We start from the raw sequence: 21,258 nt of genomic DNA, 5'->3' as shown, positions 1-21,258 counted from the left end.
GCGAGGACTGTTCAACAACGGACCTGTGCTCATGAACGAAAACCTGCTCGACGTCCTGCTGTATCTGTTCGAGAACTTCTCTCTGGCAGACGCCGAACATGCGGCCAACATCCGGGACGACCTCGACGAAGCCGGTTTCTTTCCCGACGAGATCGATGACGCCTTCGCATGGATCCGTGCCACCGATCCCGCCGGCCAGGCGCTGGCTGCAACCCCGAGCGAGGATGCGATCCGGGTCTATTCGGAAGCCGAGATGCACGTCCTCGACGCCGAATGCCGCGGCTTTCTGGCTTTTCTCCAGCAGTCGGGCGTACTGTCGGCCACGGCCCGCGAGATCGTCATCGATCGGCTCATGGCACTGGCCGAGGATGCCTTCGAAGGCGCCGAGATCGAGCAGCTCAAGTGGGTCGTGATGATGGTGCTCTCCTCGACCGGTCACGACCAGGCCTATGCGCGCATGGAGGCCATGATCCACGCCGAATCGCCCGGCGCGGCCCACTGATTCAGCCGCTGTTCGGCCGACTATTCCAGACTGACGCTCTGCGTCACCGGCCTGCCGAACATTGACGTAACACGCTCGCGCATGCTTCAAAGGCTGTGCTAGTGTGCAGCGCGCCGTCATTCAGGCGCAGACATTCCATCCCATCAGCGTGAGTCGATGAGCCGCAATCTCGTCATCGTGGAGTCGCCGGCAAAGGCCCGGACGATCGAAAAATATCTGGGCAAGGACTACGAGGTCCTGGCCTCGTACGGACACGTGCGCGATCTGATCCCCAAGGAAGGCGCGGTCGATACCGAGCACGACTTCGCCATGCGCTACGACGTGATCGATCGCAACGTCAAACACGTCGACAAGATCGTCAAGAGTCTGAAGAAGTCCGATTCCCTGCTGCTGGCCACTGACCCGGATCGCGAAGGCGAAGCCATTGCCTGGCATCTGCTCGAGCTGCTGCGCGAACGCGGCCTGATCGGCGACAAGCACGTCGCCCGTGTCGTGTTTCACGAGATCACCAAGAAGGCCGTAGGTTCGGCCGTGGCCAACCCGCGCGAGATATCAGACGATCTGGTCAACGCCCAGCAGGCCCGCCGCGCGCTGGATTATCTGGTCGGCTTCAACCTGTCGCCGCTGCTGTGGCGCAAGGTCCAGCGCGGCCTGTCGGCCGGTCGTGTCCAGAGCCCTGCCCTGCGCCTGATCTGTGAGCGTGACGCCGAGATCGAAGCGTTCGTTCCCCAGGAGTACTGGAAGATCGAGGCCCAGGTCGACAAGGACGACATACCGTTCACTGCGCGCCTGAGCCAGCTCAACGCCGAGAAGGTCGAGCAGTTCACGGTCAATAATCAGGGCAGCGCCGACGAGGCGTTCGAGACGCTGACCAAGGCCGCAAACGGCCAGTTGCGCGTCGCCAAGGTTGAAAAGAAACAGCGCAAGCGCAATCCGGCGCCGCCGTTCACCACGTCCACGCTGCAACAGGAAGCCGCGCGCAAGCTCGGATTCACCGCCAAGCGCACCATGCGTACGGCCCAGAGTCTGTATGAAGGCGTATCGGTCGATGGCGGCGAAGCCACCGGCCTGATCACCTATATGCGTACCGACTCGGTGAACCTGGCCAATGACGCCATCGCCGAGCTGCGGGACATGATTGGGCGTCGCTACGGGGCGAAAAATCTCCCCGACGCGCCCAGAACCTTCAAGACCAAGTCGAAGAATGCCCAGGAGGCCCATGAGGCCATCCGCCCGACCGCCAGCGCGCGCATTCCGGAAGAGATCAAGACGTCGCTGTCCTCGGACCAGTTCCGGCTGTACGAGCTGATCTGGCAGCGCACGGTCGCCAGCCAAATGGTGCACGCGCTGTTCGATACCGTCTCGGCCGACCTGGCCGCCGACGCCGACGGCAGGCACCTGTTCCGGGCCTCCGGCCGAACCCTGCGCGAGCCGGGTTTCCTGTCGGTCTACAAGGAGGGCAAGGACGACGACAAGTCCGACGACGATTCCGACAAGCGCCTGCCGCATCTCGAAGAAAACGAGATGCTGGCGCTGCAGCAGATCGTGCCGACCCAGCATTTCACCGAGCCGCCCCCGCGCTTCACCGAAGCCGCGCTGGTGAAGACCCTCGAGGAATACGACATCGGCCGGCCGTCGACCTATGCCTCGATCATCTCCACCCTGCAGGATCGCGAATACGTGGAGATGGACGGCAAGGCCTTCATGCCGACGCCGCTGGGCAAGATCGTCAACAAGTTCCTGACCGACCACTTCACCCGCTACGTGGACTACGAGTTCACCGCCAAGCTGGAAGACCGGCTCGACGCGGTCTCCCGCGGCGAAGAGAAGTGGCAGCCGCTGCTGCGCGAATTCTGGGACCGCTTCTCCGAGCAGATCGAGTCCAAGCAGGATCTGTCGCGCGAGGAAGTCGCCCAGGCGCGTGAGCTGGGCACCGATCCGAAGTCCGGCAAGCCGGTGATCGTGCGTATCGGCCGCTACGGCCCATTCGTGCAGATCGGCACCAAGGACGACGAGGAAAAGCCGAAGTTCGCCGGCCTGCGCAAGGGCCAGGACATGGACAAGATCACGCTCGACGAAGCGCTGTATCTGTTCAACCTGCCGCGGGATCTGGGCGAAACGCCCGAGGGCGAACCGATGGTGGCCAATATCGGCCGCTTCGGCCCGTATGTGCGTTACGGCAAGAAGTTCGCCTCGCTCAAGGAGGACGACCCCTACACCATTACGCCCGAACGCGCGAAGGAAGTGGTCGCTGCCAAGAAGGAAGCCGACGCCAAGAAACTGATCAAGCACTTCGAGGCCGAAGGCATCAAAGTGCAGCACGGCCCGTTCGGCCCATACATCACCGACGGCAAGAAGAACGCCAGCGTGCCCAAGGACGTGGAGCCCGAATCGCTGACCCTCGAGCAGTGTCAGGACATCATTGCCAAGGCGCCCGAGAAGAAAAAGCGCGGACGCAAGACAGCGTCTAAAAAGACCGCCGACAAAACCGCGAAAAGCACGACCAAGGATACGGCCAAGGCCAAGGCCAAGACCAAGCCGAAGGCTGCGAAGTCTGGCTCGACGAAAAAACCGGCCGCCAAGCGCACGCCCGCCAAGCGCAAGACCTCGGCCGGATCGGATGACAAGTCCGGCTCCTGATCGGGCCGACGATACGCGCGCCTCGCATTTTTGCACCGAAACGACGGGATGCCGATGAATCCGACTCTGCCCTCCACCCATCGACTGGCGCGCGCCGTGCGGGTGCTGCGAGCCGGCGGCGTGGTCGCGCATGCCACCGAAGGTGTCTGGGGGCTGTCGTGCGATCCGCTCCAGCCCGAAGCCGTGCTGCGGGTCATCGAACTCAAGCGACGCGATCCTGCCCAGGGATTGATCGTGGTCGGGGCCGAGCCCGACGATCTGGCCCCGTTTGTCGACCCCGGTGCCACTGATGCCTGGCATGCGGCCGTGGCCTTCTGGCCGGCTCCGGTGACCTGTCTGTTACCCGCGCATGACGATACGCCCTGGTGGCTGACCGGCGACCACGACACCATCGCGCTCCGCCAGACCGATCATGCGCTGACCGCCGCGCTTTCGCGCACCTTCGGCGGGCCTCTGGTATCGACCAGCGCCAACCTGTCCGGTCATCCGCCGGCCCGGTCGGCCTGGCAGATCAGGGCCCGATTCGGCAGCTCGGCCGTGGATTTCATCCTTGGCGGCCTCCCCGATCATCCGGGTACGCCCTCCCAGATACGGGACATGGTCAGCGGCCATATCCTGCGCGGTTAGCCCATGTCGGATCAGTGTATCGACCCGGACGCGGTGATCGCCTATTTCCGCGAGTTGCAGGATCATATCTGTGAGCGCTTCACCGCGCTCGAGCCCGATACCGAGTTTCTGATCGATACCTGGCAGCGGCCGGCGGGCGGCGGCGGCGACACCCGAGTGCTGACCGAGGGCAGCACCTTCGAGCGCGCCGGTGTAAATTTCTCTCGCGTGACCGGCGACAACCTGCCGGCGTCGGCATCGGCTCGCCGACCGGAGCTGGCCGGTCGGTCGTTCATTGCCACCGGCGTGTCGGTGGTGGCACATCCGCGCAATCCCTATGCGCCGACGGCCCATGCCAACGTCCGCTTCTTCGTTGCCGAACGGCCCGGCGAAGCACCGGTCTGGTGGTTCGGCGGCGGCTTCGATCTGACGCCGTACTATCCTTACCGCGAGGACGCTGTGGCCTGGCATGCCGCAGCACAAGCGGCCTGCGCTGCCCACGATGCGTCGTTGTATCCACGCTTCAAGACATGGTGCGACGAATACTTCTATCTGCCGCATCGGGACGAAACCCGCGGTGTGGGCGGACTGTTCTTCGACGACTTCGACGAGCTGGGTTTTACCGACAGCTTCGCCTTCGTACGCGACGTTGGACAAGGCTTCATCGACGCCTATGCACCGATCGTCGAAAAACGCCGCGCGCAGACCTACGGCCAGCGCGAGCGGGATTTCCAGTTGTATCGACGCGGCCGTTATGTCGAGTTCAATCTCGTTTATGACCGCGGTACGCTGTTCGGCCTGCAATCGCGCGGACGCACCGAGTCCATCCTGATGTCAATGCCACCGGTTGCATCGTGGCAATATGGGTATCAGCCGGACCCGGGCAGCCCCGAGGCCACGCTGTACGAGACCTATCTCAAGCCCCAGGACTGGCTCGGCCTTTCGACCGCCTGATACTTCGTATCCGATGCATATCACCCTGACCGAACTACGCTACCTGATCGCGCTGGACAAGGAACGGCATTTTGGCCGTGCCGCCAAGCGGGCGTTCGTAAGCCAGCCGACGCTGTCGGTCGCGGTCAAGAAGCTCGAAGGCGAGCTCGGCGTGACCGTGTTCGAACGCAATCGCGGCGAGGCCCGGGTGACGCCGATCGGACGCCGCGTGATCGAGCAGGCCTATCGCGTGCTCGGTGAAGTCAGCGCACTGGAGGCGGTCGCCGAACAGGGCCGCGACGAACTCAAGGGCGCGCTGCGCCTGGGCGTGATCTATACGGTCGGCCCCTATCTGCTGCCCCACCTCATTCCCAAGCTGCGCGAGTCCACACCGGACATGCCGCTGATCATCGAAGAGAATTTCACCGGCACCTTGACCCAGCAGCTGCGCAACAACGAACTCGATGCGGTCATCATCGCCATGCCGTTCGACGTACCCAGCCTGTCGACCTGGGCGCTCTACGACGAGTCGTTCGTGGTGGTCATGCCCCAGAACCATCCGTGGACCTCGCGTACGCAGATCGAGGCCAACGATCTGGCGACCGAAGATCTGTTGCTGCTCGGTCCAGGCCACTGTTTCCGCGACCAGGTCCTGTCGCTATGCGAAGACTGTCGCGACCGAGAGGAAACCCGGCAGTCGCAGGCCGGCTCCAGCCTCGAGACCATTCGCCACATGGTCGCCAGCGGCCTCGGTATCACCGTGCTGCCGCGCTCTTCGATACCGGGGCTGGCGCACGATTCGAATCTGCTCGAGACACGTCCGTTCGCCGGCACCGCTCCGACCCGTCGGATTGCGATTGCCTGGCGCAAGAGCTTCCCGCGGCCCAAGGCGATCAACATGCTGCGCGAGGCGGTCATGAACTGCGATCCGTCGGGCGTGACCCTGCTGGCCGGAGAGCCGGCCTTCAATATCGACGACGACAGCTTCACCGCAACGCTCTGAGCCGGCGCCATCCGCGCCGGGCGACGTGCTGGGCGACCCTGAGTCCGCGGCGTCTGCTGCGGTACACTGCCTGCACATGTTCCGCCTTCGCCATCGATACGCCATGCGTATAGTTCTGCTTGCCGGCCTGTGGCTTTGCGCCAGCCTGGCCACGGCCGCAACGCCGGCCCAACGCAGCCTGTTCCTCGACACGCTCGCTGCAGCCCAGCAGGGCCGTTTGGACAGCGAGCAGGCTGCACTGGCCCAACTCCAGTCGTATCCGTTATACAACTACATCAGCGCAGCCGACCTGCGGTATCGGCTGGACCACGATGCCGGTCCGTCTCTGGACGACGAAATCCGCGGGTTCGTCACGGCCAACCCCGATCTGCCGCCGGCGGTGAGTCTGCGTCGTCACTGGCTGAACAGCCTCGCGCGGCGCGGCCGCTGGCAAGCGGTGCTGGACAACAGCGGCGCCGACGAGGGGACCGCTGCCACCTGTCGCAGGATCAATGCGCAGATCCGGCTCGGCATGAATCCGCGCGCCCAGGCGCTGGATCTCTGGCGGGTCGGCCGCAGCCAGCCCGATGCCTGCGACCCCGTATTCGCCTGGCTCGACGACCAGGGCCTGCTCGGTCCTGACGAGATCCGGCGCCGGGCGCGACTGGCCGTCATCGAAGGCCAGTACGGTCTGGCCCGCTATCTCGCCAAACAGATGCCCGGCCCACAGACCGCCACGATCGACCAGTGGCTGGCCGTGTCGCAATCGCCACGCCAGCTCGCCAACGCCGATCGTTCGCTGGATGCCGATGTCGCGGTCCATGCCTTCAAGCGTCTGGCGCTGTCGGATCTGGACACGGCCGCCGACCTGCTGCCCGTGCTTGCCGAACGGATGGATCTGGACGCCGAGCAGCGCTACGAGATGAAGCGCTATGTGGCGCTGCTGTACGCCCAGAACCATCAGGCCCAGGCGCTGGCCTGGTTTGCACGTATCGACCATGCGCGCATGGCCGACGACGGCCACGCTCTGGGCTGGGAGATTCGGTCGGCGATCTATCAACAGCGATGGCCGCTGGTGGTCGAGGCGATCCGGGATTTGCCGGCCGATATCGGCGCCGATGAGGAGTGGCGCTACTGGCACGGACGCGCGCTTTTCGAAATGGGACAGGACACGCAAGCACAGGCGATTCTCGAGCCGCTGTCTCGAGAACGCTCCTATCACGGTTATCTCGCCGCAGATGCGCTGGATCGCCAGTACAGCCTCAACGAACGCCCGCTGCCCGCCGATGCGGCCGCTGCGGCGCGCGTGCGTGCGCGCCCGGCGCTGGCCCGTGCCGAGGAGCTGCGTGCGCTGGGGCGCGACCATCAGGCCGGACTCGAATGGAACGCGCTCATCGACGGGCTCGATAACGCCGCCCTGGCCGAGGCCGCGCGCATCGCCTATCAATGGCAATGGTATTCGCGAGCGATCATCACGCTGGCCAAGGCCGATTACTGGGACGATCTGGATATTCGCTACCCGATGCCCTATAGCGATGCCATCGGCCGCTTCGCCGACGACAACGATCTGGATCCGGCGTATGTGCTCGCGATCATGCGGACGGAGTCGCTGTTTCAGCCGGCGGTACGATCGCCGGCGGGTGCGGTCGGCCTGATGCAGCTCATGCCGGGCACCGCTCGGCTGGTCTCGCGCCAGCTCGGCACGGCCTCACCGGGCAGCGCCGCGCTCACGGTACCGGAAGTCAATATTCAGCTGGGCAGCCGCTATCTGGCCGACATGCTCGACCGCTGGCATGGCAATCTCGCGCTGGCCAGCGCCAGCTACAACGCCGGCCCCGGCCGGATCGAACGCTGGCTGCCGGGCGAACCCATGGACCCGACCATCTGGGTCGCCAATATTCCTTACACCGAAACCCGCGGTTACGTCCAGCGCGCGATGTCGCACATGACGGTCTTCCAGGCGCGTCTGGACGAGACCATCGTGCCTCTGGATTCACGCATGGATACCGTCAAGACCGACTACGCCGACACCGGCAGCCTCAATTGATGAGCCCAACGATGACCGCGGCGTTCGGCCCGGCGTTCGGGCGCTAGCCTTGGAACGCTATCTCGTGGGCGGGGCGGTCCGGGACATGCTGCTAGGCCAGCCCGGCGCCGATCGCGACTGGGTGGTTGTGGGAGCCACCCCGGAACAGATGATCCAGGCCGGGTATACGCCGGTCGGACGGGATTTTCCGGTCTTTCTGCATCCCGAAACCCGTGAAGAACACGCCCTTGCACGCACCGAACGCAAGTCCGGTCGCGGTTATCACGGATTCGTGTTTCATGCCGAGCCCGGTGTGACGCTGGAAGAGGATCTGGTTCGGCGCGATCTGACCATCAACGCCATCGCGCGCAGCGACGACGGCCGGTTGATCGACCCCCACGACGGCCAGGCCGATATCCAGGCACGCGTGCTTCGGCATGTCTCGCCGGCCTTCGTCGAAGACCCGGTTCGTCTGTTGCGACTGGCACGCTATTACACCCGATTCGCGCCACTGGGCTTCACGGTGGCCGACGAAACACTGGAGCTGCTGAAGACGATGGTCGCCAACGGCGAGGTGGATCATCTCGTGCCCGAGCGCGTCTGGGCCGAAAGCGAACGTGCACTCATGCACGACGAGCCACATCTGTTCTTCTATCTGCTGCGTCGGGCCGGCGCGCTCGCCCGACTTTTTCCGGAATTGAACGATCTGTTCGGTGTCATCCAGCCGGTTCGTCACCATCCGGAGATCGATAGCGGTGTGCACACGCTGCTCGTGCTCGCCCAGGTCGCCGCGGCGGGTGGCGATCTGAGCGCGCGTTATGCCGCGCTGTGTCATGACTACGGCAAGGCTTCGACCCCAGCGCGCATGCTGCCCGCTCATCATGGCCACGAAGAGCGCGGCGTGGCGCCCGCCGAGCAGGCCAGCCTGCGCCTGGGCGTGCCCAAGGCCCTGCGAGACGCCGGACGCTTGACCGCTCGCTGGCATACCCATATCCATCGGCTGTACGAACTGCGCCCGGCGACGCTGCTCAAACTCTTCGAAGGCCTTGACGCATTCCGGCGCCCCGAGCGACTCGAGACGCTGCTCGCGGTTTGCGATGCCGATGTCAGAGGCCGCCTGGGCTTCGAATATCGGCACTATGCGCAGCCGGCCCGGGCGCGCGCCGCTTTCGAAGCAGCACGTGCAGTGACGGCCGAACCGCTGGTGCGTGCGGGGCTGCGAGGCGCGGATATCGGCGCGGCACTGGCCCGTGAACGGACACGAGCGATCGCCGACGTGCTCGCCGGCTGAACCGCCCCTGCACGGCCGAGGGCTCAGCTCGGGCGGGGCGGTCTTTCAGGCCCGTATCAGGGCCAGCCCGGTGCCCGCTGGTCCGGCTAGCCGGACCAGCCGAAGATCGCGAACAGCAGAATACCCAGCAGCAGACGGTAGACCACGAACACCATCATGCTCATCGACTGAAGCATGCGCAGGAAGTAGTGGATCGCGATCATCGCGCTCACGCAGGCCAGGACCGCTGCGACGCCCATCTGACCCCACGGCGTCGCAGTCTGCGCATCCAGCAGCAACACGATCTCGAAGGCAATGGCGGCCACGGTGATCGGAATGGCCATGAAGAACGATACCCGCGCGGCCGCGGGCCGGCTCAAGCCAAAGGCGCGGCCGCCGAGAATGGTCATGCCAGAACGCGAGGAGCCGGGAATGAGCGCGACCGCCTGCAGCAGGCCGATGCCAAGGTACTCGCGCCATCCAAGGTCCGTGGGTTCACGATCGCGCCGAGGCCGGGCATCGGCCAGGCCGAGCAGCAACCCGAAGACGATGCTGGTGGTGGCGATGATGCCGGGCGCGCGCAGCATGTCCTCGCCCATCAGGCCGATCGCCAGCCCCGCGATCACCGCAGGTATCGTAGCCAGCACCAGTCCCCAGGCCATCGCCACATCGCCATCCCGGCGGCCTGCGACCATCGACTGTATCCATGCCGTAAGCAGTCGGGTTACATCGCGACGGAAATAGACGATCACCGCGACCAGCGTGCCCAGATGCATGGCCAGATCGAAGCCCAGCCCCTGATCCGTCCAGCCAAGAAAATGCGGCACCAGGATGAGGTGCGCCGAACTCGAGATTGGCAGGAACTCGGTAATGCCCTGCACAATCGCGAGCACTAACATCTGATACCAGTCCATAGACGTAACCAGGCGGCAAGAATTGGAAGACCGCAACGGCCCGCGGGCCGCCAACGGGCGTCGAACTATACCGCGAGGCCGATGATTTGTCCGTGACAGAGTCCTCTTCCCAGCACTACGAACAGATCCTGATTACCGGCGCCAATCGCAACGTCGGGGCACATCTGGCCCATCGGTTCATCGACGACGGCTATGCGGTGATCGCCCAATATCGCAGCCATACCGACGAGATCGAACGGCTAGCCGCACGCGGTGCGCAACTGGTCCAGGGCGAGTTCGGCGATCGTGATAGCTGCCTGGCAATCGCGCAGCGCATCGGCGCCGTGGTCTCCGGCTTGCGCGCCATCGTGCACAACGCCTCGGCATTCGCGCCGACCCGCAGCACCCCGACGGATGCCGCCGACCAGTTCCAGGCCTTTTTCGAGGTTCACATGCTCGCGCCGTATCTGCTCAACACCTCGCTCGCGCCGCTGATGACCGGTTCCGCCGCGACACCGGCCGATATCGTGCATATCACCGATATCCACGCGGACCGGCCCGTCTCGGAATACGACGTGTACTGCGCGACCAAGGCCGGCCTGCAGAGTCTGGCGTTGTCCCAGGCAAAACGGTTGGCCCCTGCGATCAAGGTCAACGTCATCCAGCCCGGTCCGTTGAGCTTCGAGGCGTGGCATGACCCGGCCTGCCGTGAGGCGATCATCGCGGACACACCGCTGCGTCGAACGGGCACGCCCGAGCATGTCTATCGCGCGATCGCGGCGATCATGGGCAACGATTTCCAGACCGGCGCGGTCATTGCGGTCGACGGCGGCCGCCGGCTTGGTGGCTAGCGACTGAGCGGCTCGTTGGTCCGAAGCGTGATCTCGGTCAGGGGTTGGCCGGGATCATCGAACGCCTCCCAAAGTGCCCGGTAGCTGCGTCTGAGCACCGGGTGTTCCGACTCGGGCACCAATTCGGCAAGCGGCCTGAGCACGAACGCGTATTCGACAATATCCGAACGCGGCAGGCAGAGGCGGTCGTCGTCGACGATCAGATCGCCGTAGAGCAGCAGATCGATATCCATCGTCCGGGAGGCCATCGCTTCGGCGCGGTCGCGGCCACAGGCGGCTTCGATATCGCGAAGCTGGTCCTGCAGTGCATGGACGTCGGTGGCGGTGTCAAACCCGACGACGAGATTGACGAAATCCTCCCCATCGAATCCGACCGCCGGACACTGATAGACGGGCGAGACCTGCAGCGCGCCGAAGCTGCGCTCGAGCAAATGCAAGGCGAGCGGTACGTGGGCATGCGGCTGGATGTTGCTGCCCAAGCCGACGAAGACGGCGGTCATGGATTGCGGCTCCGGATCAGGCGCACCCCCACGCCGGCCGCACCGCGCAGCGCATAAGGCTTGTTGAGCTTGAGCGAGACCCGGGCGACCGGGAACTCGTTCAGAATGAGCTCAGCGACACGCTCGGACAGGGTTTCCACCAGCAGGAACTCAGCGGCTTCGACATAGGCGATTACCCGTTTGGCGACCGATTTGTAGTCCAGCGTCAGATCGACATCATCGGCCGCCGCAGCAGGCCGGATATCGAAATCCATGGCCAGATCAATGACGACACGCTGGCGAATCCGACGCTCCCAGCCGTAGACGCCGATACGCGTATCGACGCTCAGCCCGTCGATGAAGATAGTGTCCAAACAGCCTCCTCGGGCGATCCGCCGGCCCGAGCGACCGACACCTCGCGTGCCTATTCCCGCAGCGGCAAGCTTAGCACCGGACGCAAATCATCTGTGCATGCCACAATCCTCCGTCGTCGACCGGGCACGCCCCGCGTCAGCTGTTATCCAGACAAGGATCCGCCCGCCCATGCTGGCTGTTCAGAACGCGCTTGGCCCATTGTTCCTGTTGATACTCGTCGGTGCAGCGCTCGGCTGGATGCGCTATCCCGGCGGTGATTTCTGGCCCCGGGCCGAACGTCTGATCTACTACGTGCTATTTCCCGCGCTGCTGACGCATACCCTCGCGATTGCCCCAGTCGCAGAGGTGCCTATCGGGCGGCTGGCGGTCGTGGTGATCGGCAGCCTGCTGGTCTTCGCGACCGTCCTTTGGATGCTGCGCTGGCGCTTGCGCCTGAGCGGCCCGGCTTTCACATCGGTCTTTCAGGGCGCGCTGCGCTTCAATACCTATGTGGCCATCGCAGGCGCCACCGCGCTGCACGGCGCGGCCGGCACCACAGCCTCGGCAGTCGCGATCGCGCTCATGGTGCCCACCGTGAACGTGCTCTGCGTTGGCTGCTTCATCGCAGCCGGCACACTCGGGCGCACTGGCTTGTGGCGCAGCGTGCTCGAGCTGTTGCGCAATCCGCTCATCCTGGCGTGTATCGCCGGAATCGTACTGAATTTGTCCGGGATCGGGTTGCCCGGCTGGAGCGACGCGCTGCTGGGGTTGACGGGCCGCGCCGCCCTACCGCTGGGGCTGCTGGCCGTCGGCGTTGCGCTGCGTCCGGCGGTGCTGATGCGGGCCGGGCGGGCGTTCTGGGTCGCCAGCGCAATCAAGCTTGTCGCGCTGCCGGCCCTGGCGATGCTCGCCGCGTTGCTGCTCGGGCTGGATCCGGTCACCCGCGACGTGGCGCTATTGTTCACGGCGATGTCCACCTCGACCTCGGCCTATGTGCTGGCGCGCGAACTCGGCGGCGACAGCGATCTCATGGCCGGGCTGATCACCGGCCAGACGCTGCTCGCCATGCTCACCCTGCCGCTATGGCTGGGCCTGCTCAGCTGACCGGCTACGCCGGTACGCCCGGCGGAACCAGGGTATCGAGGGACCAGCGCGGCTTGGCATCGGCCGTCGATAGGCCGCAGCACATCTCCGCGCGGCGCAGATGGCCGACAAGAGCGATCATGGCGGCGTTGTCGGTACAGAACTCGGCGCGCGGGAAATACAGGCCGAAACCGTCGTGCGCCGCCTGTTTCGTCAACGTCTGGCGCAGCCGACGATTGGCCCCGACCCCGCCGGCCACCACCAAGCGTGCCATGCCCGTTTGTCGGAGCGCTCTTCGACATTTGGTCGTGAGCGTGTCCACCACCGCCTGCTCGAAGCTGGCGGCGATATCCGCCGATGCCTCGGCACCGGCCGCATCCTTGATCGCGAGCATCACGGCCGTCTTCAGCCCGGAAAACGACAGATCCAGCCCGGCCCGCTTGAGCATGGGACGGGGAAATGCGTAGGCCTGCGGGTCGCCGTCGGCAGCCAACGCTGCGAGCGCTGGCCCGCCGGGATAACCCAGTCCCAGCATTTTCGCGCTCTTGTCGAACGCCTCGCCGACCGCATCGTCCAGGCTCTGGCCCAACACCCGGTAACGCCCGACGCCCTCGACGGCAACCAGCAGGGTGTGGCCGCCAGAGACTAACAGGGCCACGAACGGAAACGCGGGCGGATCGTCCTCGAGCAACGGCGACAGCAGGTGTCCTTCCATGTGATGGACACCCAATACCGGCAGCGCGCGGCTCATCCCCAGACCGGCGGCCACCGATGCGCCGACCAGCAGCGCCCCGACCAAGCCGGGGCCACGCGTGTAGGCGATACCGGTCAGCGAGGGCTGGCCCGCATCAGCCAGCACCTGCTCGATCAGCGGCGTGATCTTGCGGATATGATCCCTGGATGCCAGTTCGGGCACGACGCCGCCATAATCGGCGTGCAGGGCCACCTGACTATGCAGGGCATGCGCGATCAGGCCTTGCTCGCCGTGGTAAACGGCGGCCGCGGTCTCGTCGCAGGAGCTCTCGATACCGAGAATGATAGAGGGTCGTTGCAAAACTCAGAAGCAGCCATTAAGATTCTGCGTCCTATTCTAGCGCGTGGGTGCGTATTCCACCCACCGCCGGATACCCGACACACCGAATATTCCCGGAGAGTGATTGCTCAATGCCTAGCGTACGCGTCAAAGAAAACGAACCGTTCGAAGTCGCCCTGCGTCGTTTCAAACGCAGCTGCGAGAAAGCGGGCGTTGTCACCGAAGTACGCCGTCGCGAGTTCTTTGAAAAGCCCTGCCAGACCCGTAAGCGCAAACGCGCTGCCGCGGTCAAGCGTCACGCGAAGAAGCTTCAGCGCGAGCAGCAGCGGTTCACGCGTCAGTATTAGTCGTCGGCCGCGGCGCGCTGCCAGTTTCGACGTATTGAACAGCGGCCTCGAGCCGCTGTTTTTATTTTCCAGCCCGTATCGCCAGACGAGGGAGTTCGCTTGAGTCTCAAAGCCCAGCTACAGGACGATATGAAATCGGCCATGCGCACGCGCGACAAGGAGCGCCTGGCGGTTATCCGCATGCTCATGGCGGCCGTGAAGCAACGGGAAGTCGACGAACGCACCGAACTCGACGATGCCGATATCCTGGCGGTGCTCGAGAAAATGATCAAGCAACGTCGCGATGCTGAAACCCAGTACCGGGATGCAGGCCGTGACGAACTGGCCGATGCCGAAGCCGCCGAAATCGGCGTGCTCGAGCATTACCAGCCTGCGCAGCTGTCGGAAGCCGAGATCGATCGCGCCATCGAGTCGGCGATCGCCGAGCACGACGCGTCTTCGATGCGCGACATGGGCGCGGTGATGGGCACGCTCAAAGGCCGGCTGCAGGGCCAGGCCGACATGGCGGTCGTCAGCCAGCGGCTGAAGGCGCGCTTACAGGGCTGACCCGCGTCGGGCGCGGCCGCGACCTTCGGATCGGGGACGAAAAGCACGCGTATGGCCCGTATTCCGCAGGACTTCATCGACCAGCTGCTCGAGCGTACCGACATCGTCGCGCTGGTAGACGCGCGGGTACCGCTGAAAAAGACAGGTCGCGAATACGCGGCCTGTTGTCCGTTTCACGACGAAAAATCACCTTCGTTCACCGTATCGCCCAGCAAGCAGTTCTATCACTGCTTCGGTTGCGGCGCGCACGGTACGGCGATCAGTTTCCTGATGGAATACGATCGCCTGGAGTTCCGCGACGCGGTCGAAGTGCTGGCCCATGCGGCCGGTCTGGACATTCCCCAGGACGCCCAGTCGAGCGCCAGTGCCGGGCCGCCGCGCGACCCGCTATTCGAAGCGCTGCGTATCGCCGACCGACTTTACCGCGCCGAGCTGCGGCGCAACCCGGGGGTTATCGAGTATCTCAAGGATCGCGGCGTGACCGGCGAGATGGCGCGTGAATACGGGCTGGGTTATGCACCCGACGGGTGGAACACCCTGACCGAGCGCCTGCGCGACCGCGGCGCGGCCGAGACGGCCGGGCTTTTGATAGCCCGGGACTCCGGCGGTCATTTCGACCGCTTTCGTAATCGACTGATGTTCCCCATCCGCGACTCACGCGGGCGCACCATCGCTTTCGGCGGCCGCACGCTGGGTGACGACAAGGCCAAGTATCTGAATTCGCCGGAAACGCCGTTGTTCCACAAGTCCGATCACATGTACGGGCTGTTCGAGGCGCGCCAGGCCTTGCGCGATTTGCCGCGCTTGATCGTGGTCGAGGGGTATATGGATGTGATCGCCCTCGCCCAGCACGGCTTTCCCAATGCGGTCGCCACCCTGGGTACGGCCACCACGGCGTCGCATCTGACTACCCTGTTTCGTCATACCCAGGAAGTGGTGTTCTGCTTCGATGGCGACGCGGCGGGCGTGCGCGCGGCCGACAAGGCGCTGGCCCAGAGCCTGCCGGTGATGCGCGGCGCCCGGCGTGTGCGGTTTCTGTTTCTTCCCGAGGGCGAAGACCCGGATACGCTGGTGCGTGGCCCCGACGGACCGGCCCGTTTCGCCCGGGCGATCGATGCGGCACAGCCGGCTTCCCGAGTGCTTATCGAGGGACTGACACGCGACGCCGATCTGGCATCGCCCGATGGGCGCGCCGCGCTGATCGAGAACGCGCGCGAACCGATCAATGCGTTGCCGCCCGAGGCTTTCCGCAGCGAGCTGATCGGCGAGCTGGCCGAGCTGGCGCGTCTGCCCGCCGACGATCTGCGCCAGATGTATTCCGCCGCGCATTCAAAGGCCCCGCGCGCGGCCGATAAAAAACTGGGAGACCACGATATCCGGGTTACGCCGGTCAGCCGTGCGTTGTCGTTACTGCTATCCGACACGGGCCTGGCCGCCCGCGTGAAAGACCTGGACGCACTGCGCGACAGTCGGACCAAGGGAACAGAAATATTGACCCAGGCGATTGAGTTTTTCTCGAACAACCCAACTATCCCGGTATCGCGTTGGCTGGAACGCTATCGCGAGCATCGGTTTTTCGACCGGTTACAACAGATTGCGGGCACCACCCCGCCGGGCAACGACGAACAGCGCGCCCAGGCCTTCGACGAGGCGATCGAACGACTCTCGGCCGATACCGGCTCCCGATCGTCGATGCGCCAGCGCTACGACGCGTTACTGGCGCGACTGGACGCCGGGCCACTGGATGCCGAGGCCGCGCACGAACTGGAACATCTCAGGCGTGCGCTACAACGTAAATGACCTGATCGGCATCCGCCAACGGCCGATAAATCGGGCCAATGGCCGTTCAAGTCGCTGCGGCGCGGTCGAATTGGTATCATGGACGGTTATCGCAGCGCACGTCACGTCCCCACGAGCAGCAGATCACACATGAGCAAAGACAAGAAATCTCAGCTTCGGCTATTGATTGCCCACGGCAAGCAGAAAGGGTACCTGACCTACGCCGAGGTCAACGATACCTTGCCGGACGATATCGTCGATCCCGAGCAGATCGAAGACATCGTCAACATGATCAGCGACATGGGCATCACGGTGCACGAGTCCGCGCCGGACGACGATAGCCTGCTCATGAACGAGAACACCGTCAACGAGGACGATGACGACGACGCCGAGGAGGCGGCGGCCACGCTGGCGGCGCTTGATCCTCAGTTCGGCCGCACGACCGACCCGGTGCGCATGTACATGCGCGAGATGGGCACCGTCGAGCTGCTGGACCGTCAGGGCGAAATCCGTATCGCCAAGCGTATCGAGGAAGGCTTGGCAGAGATGATGTTCTCGCTCGCCTATTTCCCGGCGACCACCGGCCGTCTGCTCGAGTTGTGGAGCCAGGTGGAGTCCGACGACAAGCGCCTGACCGACGTACTGGTGGGATTCGTCGACCCCGATACCGGCGACCCCATCGTCAACGAGGACGAATCGAGCGACGACGAGGACGACGAGGAAGGTTCGGCCCCGGCCAACGACGGCCCGGACCCGGAAGAAGCGAAGGCCCAGTTCAAAAAGCTCAAGAGCCTGCACAACGACGCGGTCAAGGCCCTCGACGAACACGGTCGCGAACACGCGGCCACCGAAGAGGCGCTCACCAAGCTGGCTACGCATTTCATGCGCTTCAAGCTGGTGCCCAAGACCGCCGACGATCTGACCCTGCAGCTGCGCACGACCATGCTCGATATCCGGAGCACCGAGCGCGAAATGCTACAGATCTGTGTCACCGAGGCCGGTATGCCGCGGCGCGATTTCGTTCGCCAGCTGCCGGACAACCTCACCAGCGAAGACTGGCTGGACAAGCTCATCCGGGCAAAGCGTCGCTATTCGTCGACCATCGCCACCCGCCGCGAGGAACTGGTGCGCTCGATGGGCCGTATCCGCCAGATCGAGGCCGAGAACGCGCTGAGCGTCAATCACATCAAGGAAATCAACCGCAAGATGTCGATTGGCGAGGCCAAGGCCCGTCGCGCCAAGAAGGAAATGGTCGAGGCCAACCTGCGTCTGGTGATCTCGATCGCCAAGAAATACACCAACCGCGGTCTGCAGTTCCTGGATCTGATCCAGGAGGGCAACATCGGCCTGATGAAGGCCGTCGACAAGTTCGAATACCGTCGCGGCTACAAGTTCTCGACCTACGCGACGTGGTGGATTCGCCAGGCCATCACCCGTTCGATCGCCGATCAGGCGCGCACCATCCGTATTCCGGTGCACATGATCGAAACGATCAACAAGCTCAACCGCATTTCTCGCCAGATGCTGCAGGAAATGGGCCGTGAGGCCACGCCGGAAGAGCTGGCCGAGCGCATGGAGATGCCGGAGGAGAAGGTTCGCAAGGTGCTCAAGATCGCCAAGGAACCGATCTCGATGGAAACGCCGATCGGCGACGACGAGGATTCGCATCTGGGCGACTTCATCGAAGACGTCAATGCGGTCGCGCCGGACGATTCGGCCTCGGGCGAGTCGCTACGCGAAGCCACCCACAACACCCTGGCCAGTCTCACGCCGCGCGAAGCCAAGGTCCTGCGCATGCGCTTCGGTATCGACATGAACACCGATCACACCCTCGAGGAAGTCGGCAAGCAGTTCGATGTCACCCGCGAACGTATTCGCCAGATCGAGGCCAAGGCGCTGCGCAAGCTGCGCCACCCCTCGCGTGCGACGTTCCTCAAGAGCTTCCTGGACGAGTAGTCCGATGGTGTCGTGCTGGCAAGCGCTTGGCACGACACGCTATAGTTCCGCGCCGGGCGCAATGCCCGGCGCCGTCGTTTGGGGGCCTGTAGCTCAGTTGGTTAGAGCAGGGGACTCATAATCCCTTGGTCGCAGGTTCGAGTCCTGCCGGGCCCACCATCTCCGTGCCGATATCCGGTCACATCGCGGCCACTCCGCGCGTTCCTGCGAACGTGCGAGGTGACCGCCTCCGGCCTGACTTTTCGGCACGGCTGCCCTTGCGAATCCGCACGCTAGTCCGCGCCGACGAGCGCTAGCCTCCCTTACCTGCCCCCGTTCCATTCGGTTGCTCGATGGCTACCAACGGCCGTTCGGCACGCCATGCCGCCGGTCGCGCTGTCTCGAAGGCTTGAAACAGCATTGTATTCTTTCGGATACAATTGTATAAATACCTTATCGATCCGCAGTCGCTACGCTCGTGCCCGACAGCCATCATTCGTTCTCTGACCCGGATGTTCTCATCGCCGGTGGCGGCAACGCCGCACTTTGTGCCGCGATTACGGCCGCTCGCGCCGGAGCGCGCGTGCTGGTCGTCGAACGTGCCCCTAAGACCTATCGCGGCGGTAATACCCGCCATACCCGCAACATGCGGGTGGCCCACGACGCCGGCAACGGCATTCTCACCGGGCCCTATCCGGTCGCCGAGTTTTGGGACGATCTGCTGCGTGTGACCAAGGGCGAGACCGATCACGAACTCGCCCAGCTGACGCTCGAGAAATCCAAGGAGCTCTGGGATTTCCTCTGGGCCCAGGGCGTGCGTTTCCAGCCCTCGCTGGGCGGCACGCTATCGCTCGGACGCACAAACGCGTTCTTCCTGGGCGGCGGCCGGACCATGCTCAATACGCTCTATGAAACCGCCGAAAAGCTGGGCGTGGCCTTTCGCTACGACACCACGCTGGTCGATCTCGAGATTCACAATGGACGTTTTAAAAGCGCCACCCTCGAGCACGACACCCGGCGCGAACGCGTGTCCGCCCGGGCGTTCGTCGCTGCCTCGGGCGGTTTCGAGGCGAACATGGAATGGCTGGCTGAAGCCTGGGGACCGGCCGCCAAGAATTTCCTCGTTCGCGGCACGCCCTACAATCGCGGCGAAATCCTGCGTCTGCTGCTGGACCACGGCATCGAACAGGTCGGCGATGCGACCCAGGGCCACGCCGTGGCCATCGATGGTCGCGCACCCAAGTTCGACGGCGGCATTGTCACCCGGCTGGACTGCGTGCCCTTCGGCGTGGTGCTCAACGCCAACGGGCAACGCTTCTACGACGAGGGCGAGGACTTCTGGCCCAAGCGCTATGCCATCTGGGGCCGGCTGATCGCGGGTCAACCGGATCAGATCGGGCACGTGATCATCGACGAGAAATCCATCCGCCTGTTCATGCCGTCGGTGTTTCCGCCCGAGCGCGCCGACACGCTCGGAGAACTGGCCGGCAAGATCGGTCTCGACCCGGGATCCATGCAGGCGAGCATCGAACGCTTCAACGCCGCCTGTCAGCCGGGCCATTTCGACCACACCACCCATGACGACTGCCACACCGTCGACCTCGAGCCGCCCAAATCGCACTGGGCCCGCCCGATCGATACACCGCCGTTTTATGCCTACACCCTGCGGCCGGGCATCACCTTTACCTATCTGGGCGTCAAGGTGAACCACGACGCGCGCATGGTGATGAAAGACGGGCGCGTGGCCGAGAACATGCTCGCGGCCGGCGAGATCATGGCGGGCAACGTTCTGGGCCAGGGGTATCTGGCCGGGATCGGCATGACCATCGGCAGCGTGTTCGGGCGCATCGCAGGTACAGGAGCCGCACAGCATGTCCAACGTTGATCTGATAGCCCTGGCCAGCGGCACACAGGAAGAAGCCGCCCGTCAGATGACCATCTGCAATGCCTGTCGCTACTGCGAGGGGCTGTGTGCCGTTTTCCCGGCCATGGAGCTGCGGCGCGATTTCGCCGGCGGCGACGTGGATTATCTGGCAAACCTCTGCCACAACTGCGGCGCCTGTTACTACGGCTGCCAGTACGTGCCGCCGCACGAGTTCGCCATCAACGTGCCGGTGGCCATGGCCGAGCTGCGCGAAGAAACCTATGCGCGTTATGCCTGGCCGCGCGCCTTTGCCGGCGTGTTCGAACGCAACGGGCTGTGGATCGGGCTGACCACGGCCCTGGCGGTGGCCGTGTTCATCATCGGCCTGATCGTGCTACGCAGCCCGGCCGCCTTGTTCGACACCTATACCGCGCCGGGGGCGTTCTACGAGTTGCTCCCTCACAACGCGATGGCTCTGATCTTCGGTGCGGCGTTCGTCTACGCGATCGTGGCCATGACGATGAGCGTGCGTCGCTTCTGGCAGGCCTCGGAGCCGATCGACAAACTCGCCTCGGGCTCGCTCTGGCAGGCAGCACGCGATGCGGTGACCCTTCGCTATCTGGATGGCGGCGGCCGTGGCTGCATGAACGACGGCGAGCGCCCAGACGATCGGCGTCGGTTGTATCATCACTTCACATCCGGTGGCTTCATGCTGTGCTTTGCCTCGACGGCCACCGGCACCCTGTTCCACTATTTTGGCTGGGAGGCACCGTATCCCGTCTGGCATCCGACCGTGGTGCTGGGCATCCTCGGCGGTTTGGGCTTACTCATCGGGCCGATCGGTCTGCTCGTCGGGCGCAGCCAGCGTGACGACGCCATCTCGACCATCAAACCGTTCGACATGGGCCGTACGTTCATCTGGATGCTGCTCCTGACCGGGCTCACCGGCCTGCTGCTCCTGGTGTTTCGATCGACCGCGGCGATGGGCCTGCTGCTGGCGATCCATCTCGGCATCGTGTTCGCGTTATTCGTAACCCTGCCCTACGGCAAGTTCGTACATGCGCTCTACCGCGTCGCCGCACTCGTCCGACACGCTCACGAGCAGCGGGCCGCGCGCGGCGGATGACCCGTCGGC

General features: G+C 64.4%; 19 protein-coding genes and 1 tRNA gene. 16 read left to right on the top strand and 4 right to left on the bottom strand.

The genetic code is table 11. The features are described 5' to 3' along the window. Positions 1-31 precede the first annotated feature (31 nt). The 7 genes from T31B1_RS17515 (at position 32) to T31B1_RS17485 (ending at position 8,980) form a co-directional block, all read left to right on the top strand. A complete protein-coding gene (locus T31B1_RS17515; RefSeq protein WP_353250829.1) occupies positions 32-502 on the top strand; it encodes a Smg family protein in 471 nt (156 codons plus the stop codon). Between the two features lie 156 nt (positions 503-658). Further along, complete coding sequence (locus tag T31B1_RS17510; RefSeq protein WP_353250828.1) at positions 659-3,142, top strand: DNA topoisomerase I; 2,484 nt, start codon at positions 659-661, stop codon at positions 3,140-3,142. Positions 3,143-3,196: 54 nt separating this feature from the next. Further along, positions 3,197-3,769, top strand: a complete 573-nt coding sequence (locus T31B1_RS17505; protein ID WP_353250827.1) for an L-threonylcarbamoyladenylate synthase — start codon at positions 3,197-3,199, stop codon at positions 3,767-3,769. Positions 3,770-3,772: 3 nt separating this feature from the next. Next, positions 3,773-4,702, top strand: coding sequence for an oxygen-dependent coproporphyrinogen oxidase (hemF, locus tag T31B1_RS17500; protein ID WP_353250826.1), 930 nt, complete (start codon positions 3,773-3,775; stop codon positions 4,700-4,702). 19 nt (positions 4,703-4,721) lie between these two features. Beyond that, the gene (locus tag T31B1_RS17495) at positions 4,722-5,684 is read left to right on the top strand and encodes a hydrogen peroxide-inducible genes activator (protein ID WP_502951045.1); all 963 of its coding nucleotides are present in this window, start codon (positions 4,722-4,724) and stop codon (positions 5,682-5,684) included. A 103-nt stretch (positions 5,685-5,787) separates the two neighbouring features. Beyond that, positions 5,788-7,710 (top strand): transglycosylase SLT domain-containing protein, encoded by a 1,923-nt coding sequence (locus T31B1_RS17490; protein WP_353250824.1) that lies wholly within the window; start codon positions 5,788-5,790, stop codon positions 7,708-7,710. Between the two features lie 49 nt (positions 7,711-7,759). Then, positions 7,760-8,980 (top strand): multifunctional CCA addition/repair protein, encoded by a 1,221-nt coding sequence (locus tag T31B1_RS17485; RefSeq protein WP_353250823.1) that lies wholly within the window; start codon positions 7,760-7,762, stop codon positions 8,978-8,980. Between the two features lie 86 nt (positions 8,981-9,066). On the opposite strand, the gene T31B1_RS17480 is transcribed toward T31B1_RS17485, so the two are convergent. After that, on the bottom strand, positions 9,067-9,873 hold the full coding sequence (locus T31B1_RS17480; protein WP_353250822.1) for an undecaprenyl-diphosphate phosphatase: 807 nt from the start codon (positions 9,871-9,873) through the stop codon (positions 9,067-9,069). Positions 9,874-9,965: 92 nt separating this feature from the next. On the opposite strand from T31B1_RS17480, the gene T31B1_RS17475 reads away from it, so the two are divergent. After that, entirely contained in the window at positions 9,966-10,703 is a 738-nt protein-coding gene (locus T31B1_RS17475; RefSeq protein WP_353250821.1) for an SDR family oxidoreductase, read from the top strand. On the opposite strand, the gene folK is transcribed toward T31B1_RS17475, so the two are convergent. Both folK and folB read right to left on the bottom strand, forming a co-directional pair. Then, positions 10,700-11,203, bottom strand: a complete 504-nt coding sequence (gene folK / locus T31B1_RS17470) for a 2-amino-4-hydroxy-6-hydroxymethyldihydropteridine diphosphokinase (RefSeq protein ID WP_353250820.1) — start codon at positions 11,201-11,203, stop codon at positions 10,700-10,702. The two genes, T31B1_RS17475 and folK, sit on opposite strands and share 4 nt — an antisense overlap. After that, positions 11,200-11,556 carry a dihydroneopterin aldolase gene (gene folB, locus T31B1_RS17465; protein ID WP_353250819.1) on the bottom strand — a complete coding sequence of 119 codons (357 nt, stop codon included), beginning with the start codon at positions 11,554-11,556 and terminating at the stop codon, positions 11,200-11,202. The genes folK and folB overlap by 4 nt, the downstream gene beginning before the upstream one ends. A 169-nt stretch (positions 11,557-11,725) precedes the next feature. Between folB and T31B1_RS17460 the strand changes: the two genes are divergently transcribed. Further along, positions 11,726-12,640, top strand: coding sequence for an AEC family transporter (locus T31B1_RS17460; protein WP_353250818.1), 915 nt, complete (start codon positions 11,726-11,728; stop codon positions 12,638-12,640). Positions 12,641-12,644: 4 nt separating this feature from the next. Here the strand turns inward: T31B1_RS17460 and tsaD are convergent, their stop codons facing one another. Next, a complete protein-coding gene (gene tsaD / locus T31B1_RS17455; RefSeq protein WP_353250817.1) occupies positions 12,645-13,673 on the bottom strand; it encodes a tRNA (adenosine(37)-N6)-threonylcarbamoyltransferase complex transferase subunit TsaD in 1,029 nt (342 codons plus the stop codon). Between the two features lie 110 nt (positions 13,674-13,783). On the opposite strand from tsaD, the gene rpsU reads away from it, so the two are divergent. From rpsU to tcuB, 7 genes are all read left to right on the top strand, one after another. Further along, the gene (gene rpsU, locus T31B1_RS17450) at positions 13,784-13,999 is read left to right on the top strand and encodes a 30S ribosomal protein S21 (RefSeq protein ID WP_006915178.1); all 216 of its coding nucleotides are present in this window, start codon (positions 13,784-13,786) and stop codon (positions 13,997-13,999) included. Positions 14,000-14,098: 99 nt separating this feature from the next. Continuing rightward, positions 14,099-14,545, top strand: coding sequence for a GatB/YqeY domain-containing protein (locus T31B1_RS17445; RefSeq protein WP_353250816.1), 447 nt, complete (start codon positions 14,099-14,101; stop codon positions 14,543-14,545). Between the two features lie 51 nt (positions 14,546-14,596). Beyond that, positions 14,597-16,345 (top strand): DNA primase, encoded by a 1,749-nt coding sequence (gene dnaG / locus T31B1_RS17440; protein WP_353250815.1) that lies wholly within the window; start codon positions 14,597-14,599, stop codon positions 16,343-16,345. Positions 16,346-16,423: 78 nt separating this feature from the next. Then, positions 16,424-18,280: an RNA polymerase sigma factor RpoD gene (gene rpoD / locus T31B1_RS17435; protein ID WP_353250814.1), complete on the top strand. Its 1,857-nt coding sequence runs from the start codon at positions 16,424-16,426 to the stop codon at positions 18,278-18,280. Between the two features lie 82 nt (positions 18,281-18,362). Continuing rightward, positions 18,363-18,439 (top strand) — tRNA-Ile (locus T31B1_RS17430). Positions 18,440-18,737: 298 nt separating this feature from the next. Continuing rightward, the gene (gene tcuA, locus T31B1_RS17425) at positions 18,738-20,144 is read left to right on the top strand and encodes an FAD-dependent tricarballylate dehydrogenase TcuA (RefSeq protein WP_353250813.1); all 1,407 of its coding nucleotides are present in this window, start codon (positions 18,738-18,740) and stop codon (positions 20,142-20,144) included. Next, positions 20,131-21,249, top strand: coding sequence for a tricarballylate utilization 4Fe-4S protein TcuB (tcuB, locus tag T31B1_RS17420; protein ID WP_353250812.1), 1,119 nt, complete (start codon positions 20,131-20,133; stop codon positions 21,247-21,249). The genes tcuA and tcuB overlap by 14 nt, the downstream gene beginning before the upstream one ends. Positions 21,250-21,258: the final 9 nt, after the last annotated feature.

It is taken from the genome of Salinisphaera sp. T31B1, assembly GCF_040361275.1.
In the GTDB taxonomy this organism is placed as follows: domain Bacteria; phylum Pseudomonadota; class Gammaproteobacteria; order Nevskiales; family Salinisphaeraceae; genus Salinisphaera.
The sequence above is the reverse complement of the archived record's forward strand: the minus strand, read 5'-3'. Positions and strand labels throughout refer to the sequence as shown.

Coding starts and splice junctions, on each gene's coding strand:
- rpoD (WP_353250814.1), top strand. CDS start 16,424: ATGGACGGTTATCGCAGCGCACGTCACGTCCCCACGAGCAGCAGATCA.
- T31B1_RS17480 (WP_353250822.1), bottom strand. CDS start 9,873: ATGGACTGGTATCAGATGTTAGTGCTCGCGATTGTGCAGGGCATTACC.
- T31B1_RS17490 (WP_353250824.1), top strand. CDS start 5,788: ATGCGTATAGTTCTGCTTGCCGGCCTGTGGCTTTGCGCCAGCCTGGCC.
- tcuB (WP_353250812.1), top strand. CDS start 20,131: ATGTCCAACGTTGATCTGATAGCCCTGGCCAGCGGCACACAGGAAGAA.
- hemF (WP_353250826.1), top strand. CDS start 3,773: ATGTCGGATCAGTGTATCGACCCGGACGCGGTGATCGCCTATTTCCGC.
- dnaG (WP_353250815.1), top strand. CDS start 14,597: ATGGCCCGTATTCCGCAGGACTTCATCGACCAGCTGCTCGAGCGTACC.
- T31B1_RS17510 (WP_353250828.1), top strand. CDS start 659: ATGAGCCGCAATCTCGTCATCGTGGAGTCGCCGGCAAAGGCCCGGACG.
- T31B1_RS17505 (WP_353250827.1), top strand. CDS start 3,197: ATGAATCCGACTCTGCCCTCCACCCATCGACTGGCGCGCGCCGTGCGG.
- T31B1_RS17460 (WP_353250818.1), top strand. CDS start 11,726: ATGCTGGCTGTTCAGAACGCGCTTGGCCCATTGTTCCTGTTGATACTC.
- T31B1_RS17515 (WP_353250829.1), top strand. CDS start 32: ATGAACGAAAACCTGCTCGACGTCCTGCTGTATCTGTTCGAGAACTTC.
- rpsU (WP_006915178.1), top strand. CDS start 13,784: ATGCCTAGCGTACGCGTCAAAGAAAACGAACCGTTCGAAGTCGCCCTG.
- folK (WP_353250820.1), bottom strand. CDS start 11,203: ATGACCGCCGTCTTCGTCGGCTTGGGCAGCAACATCCAGCCGCATGCC.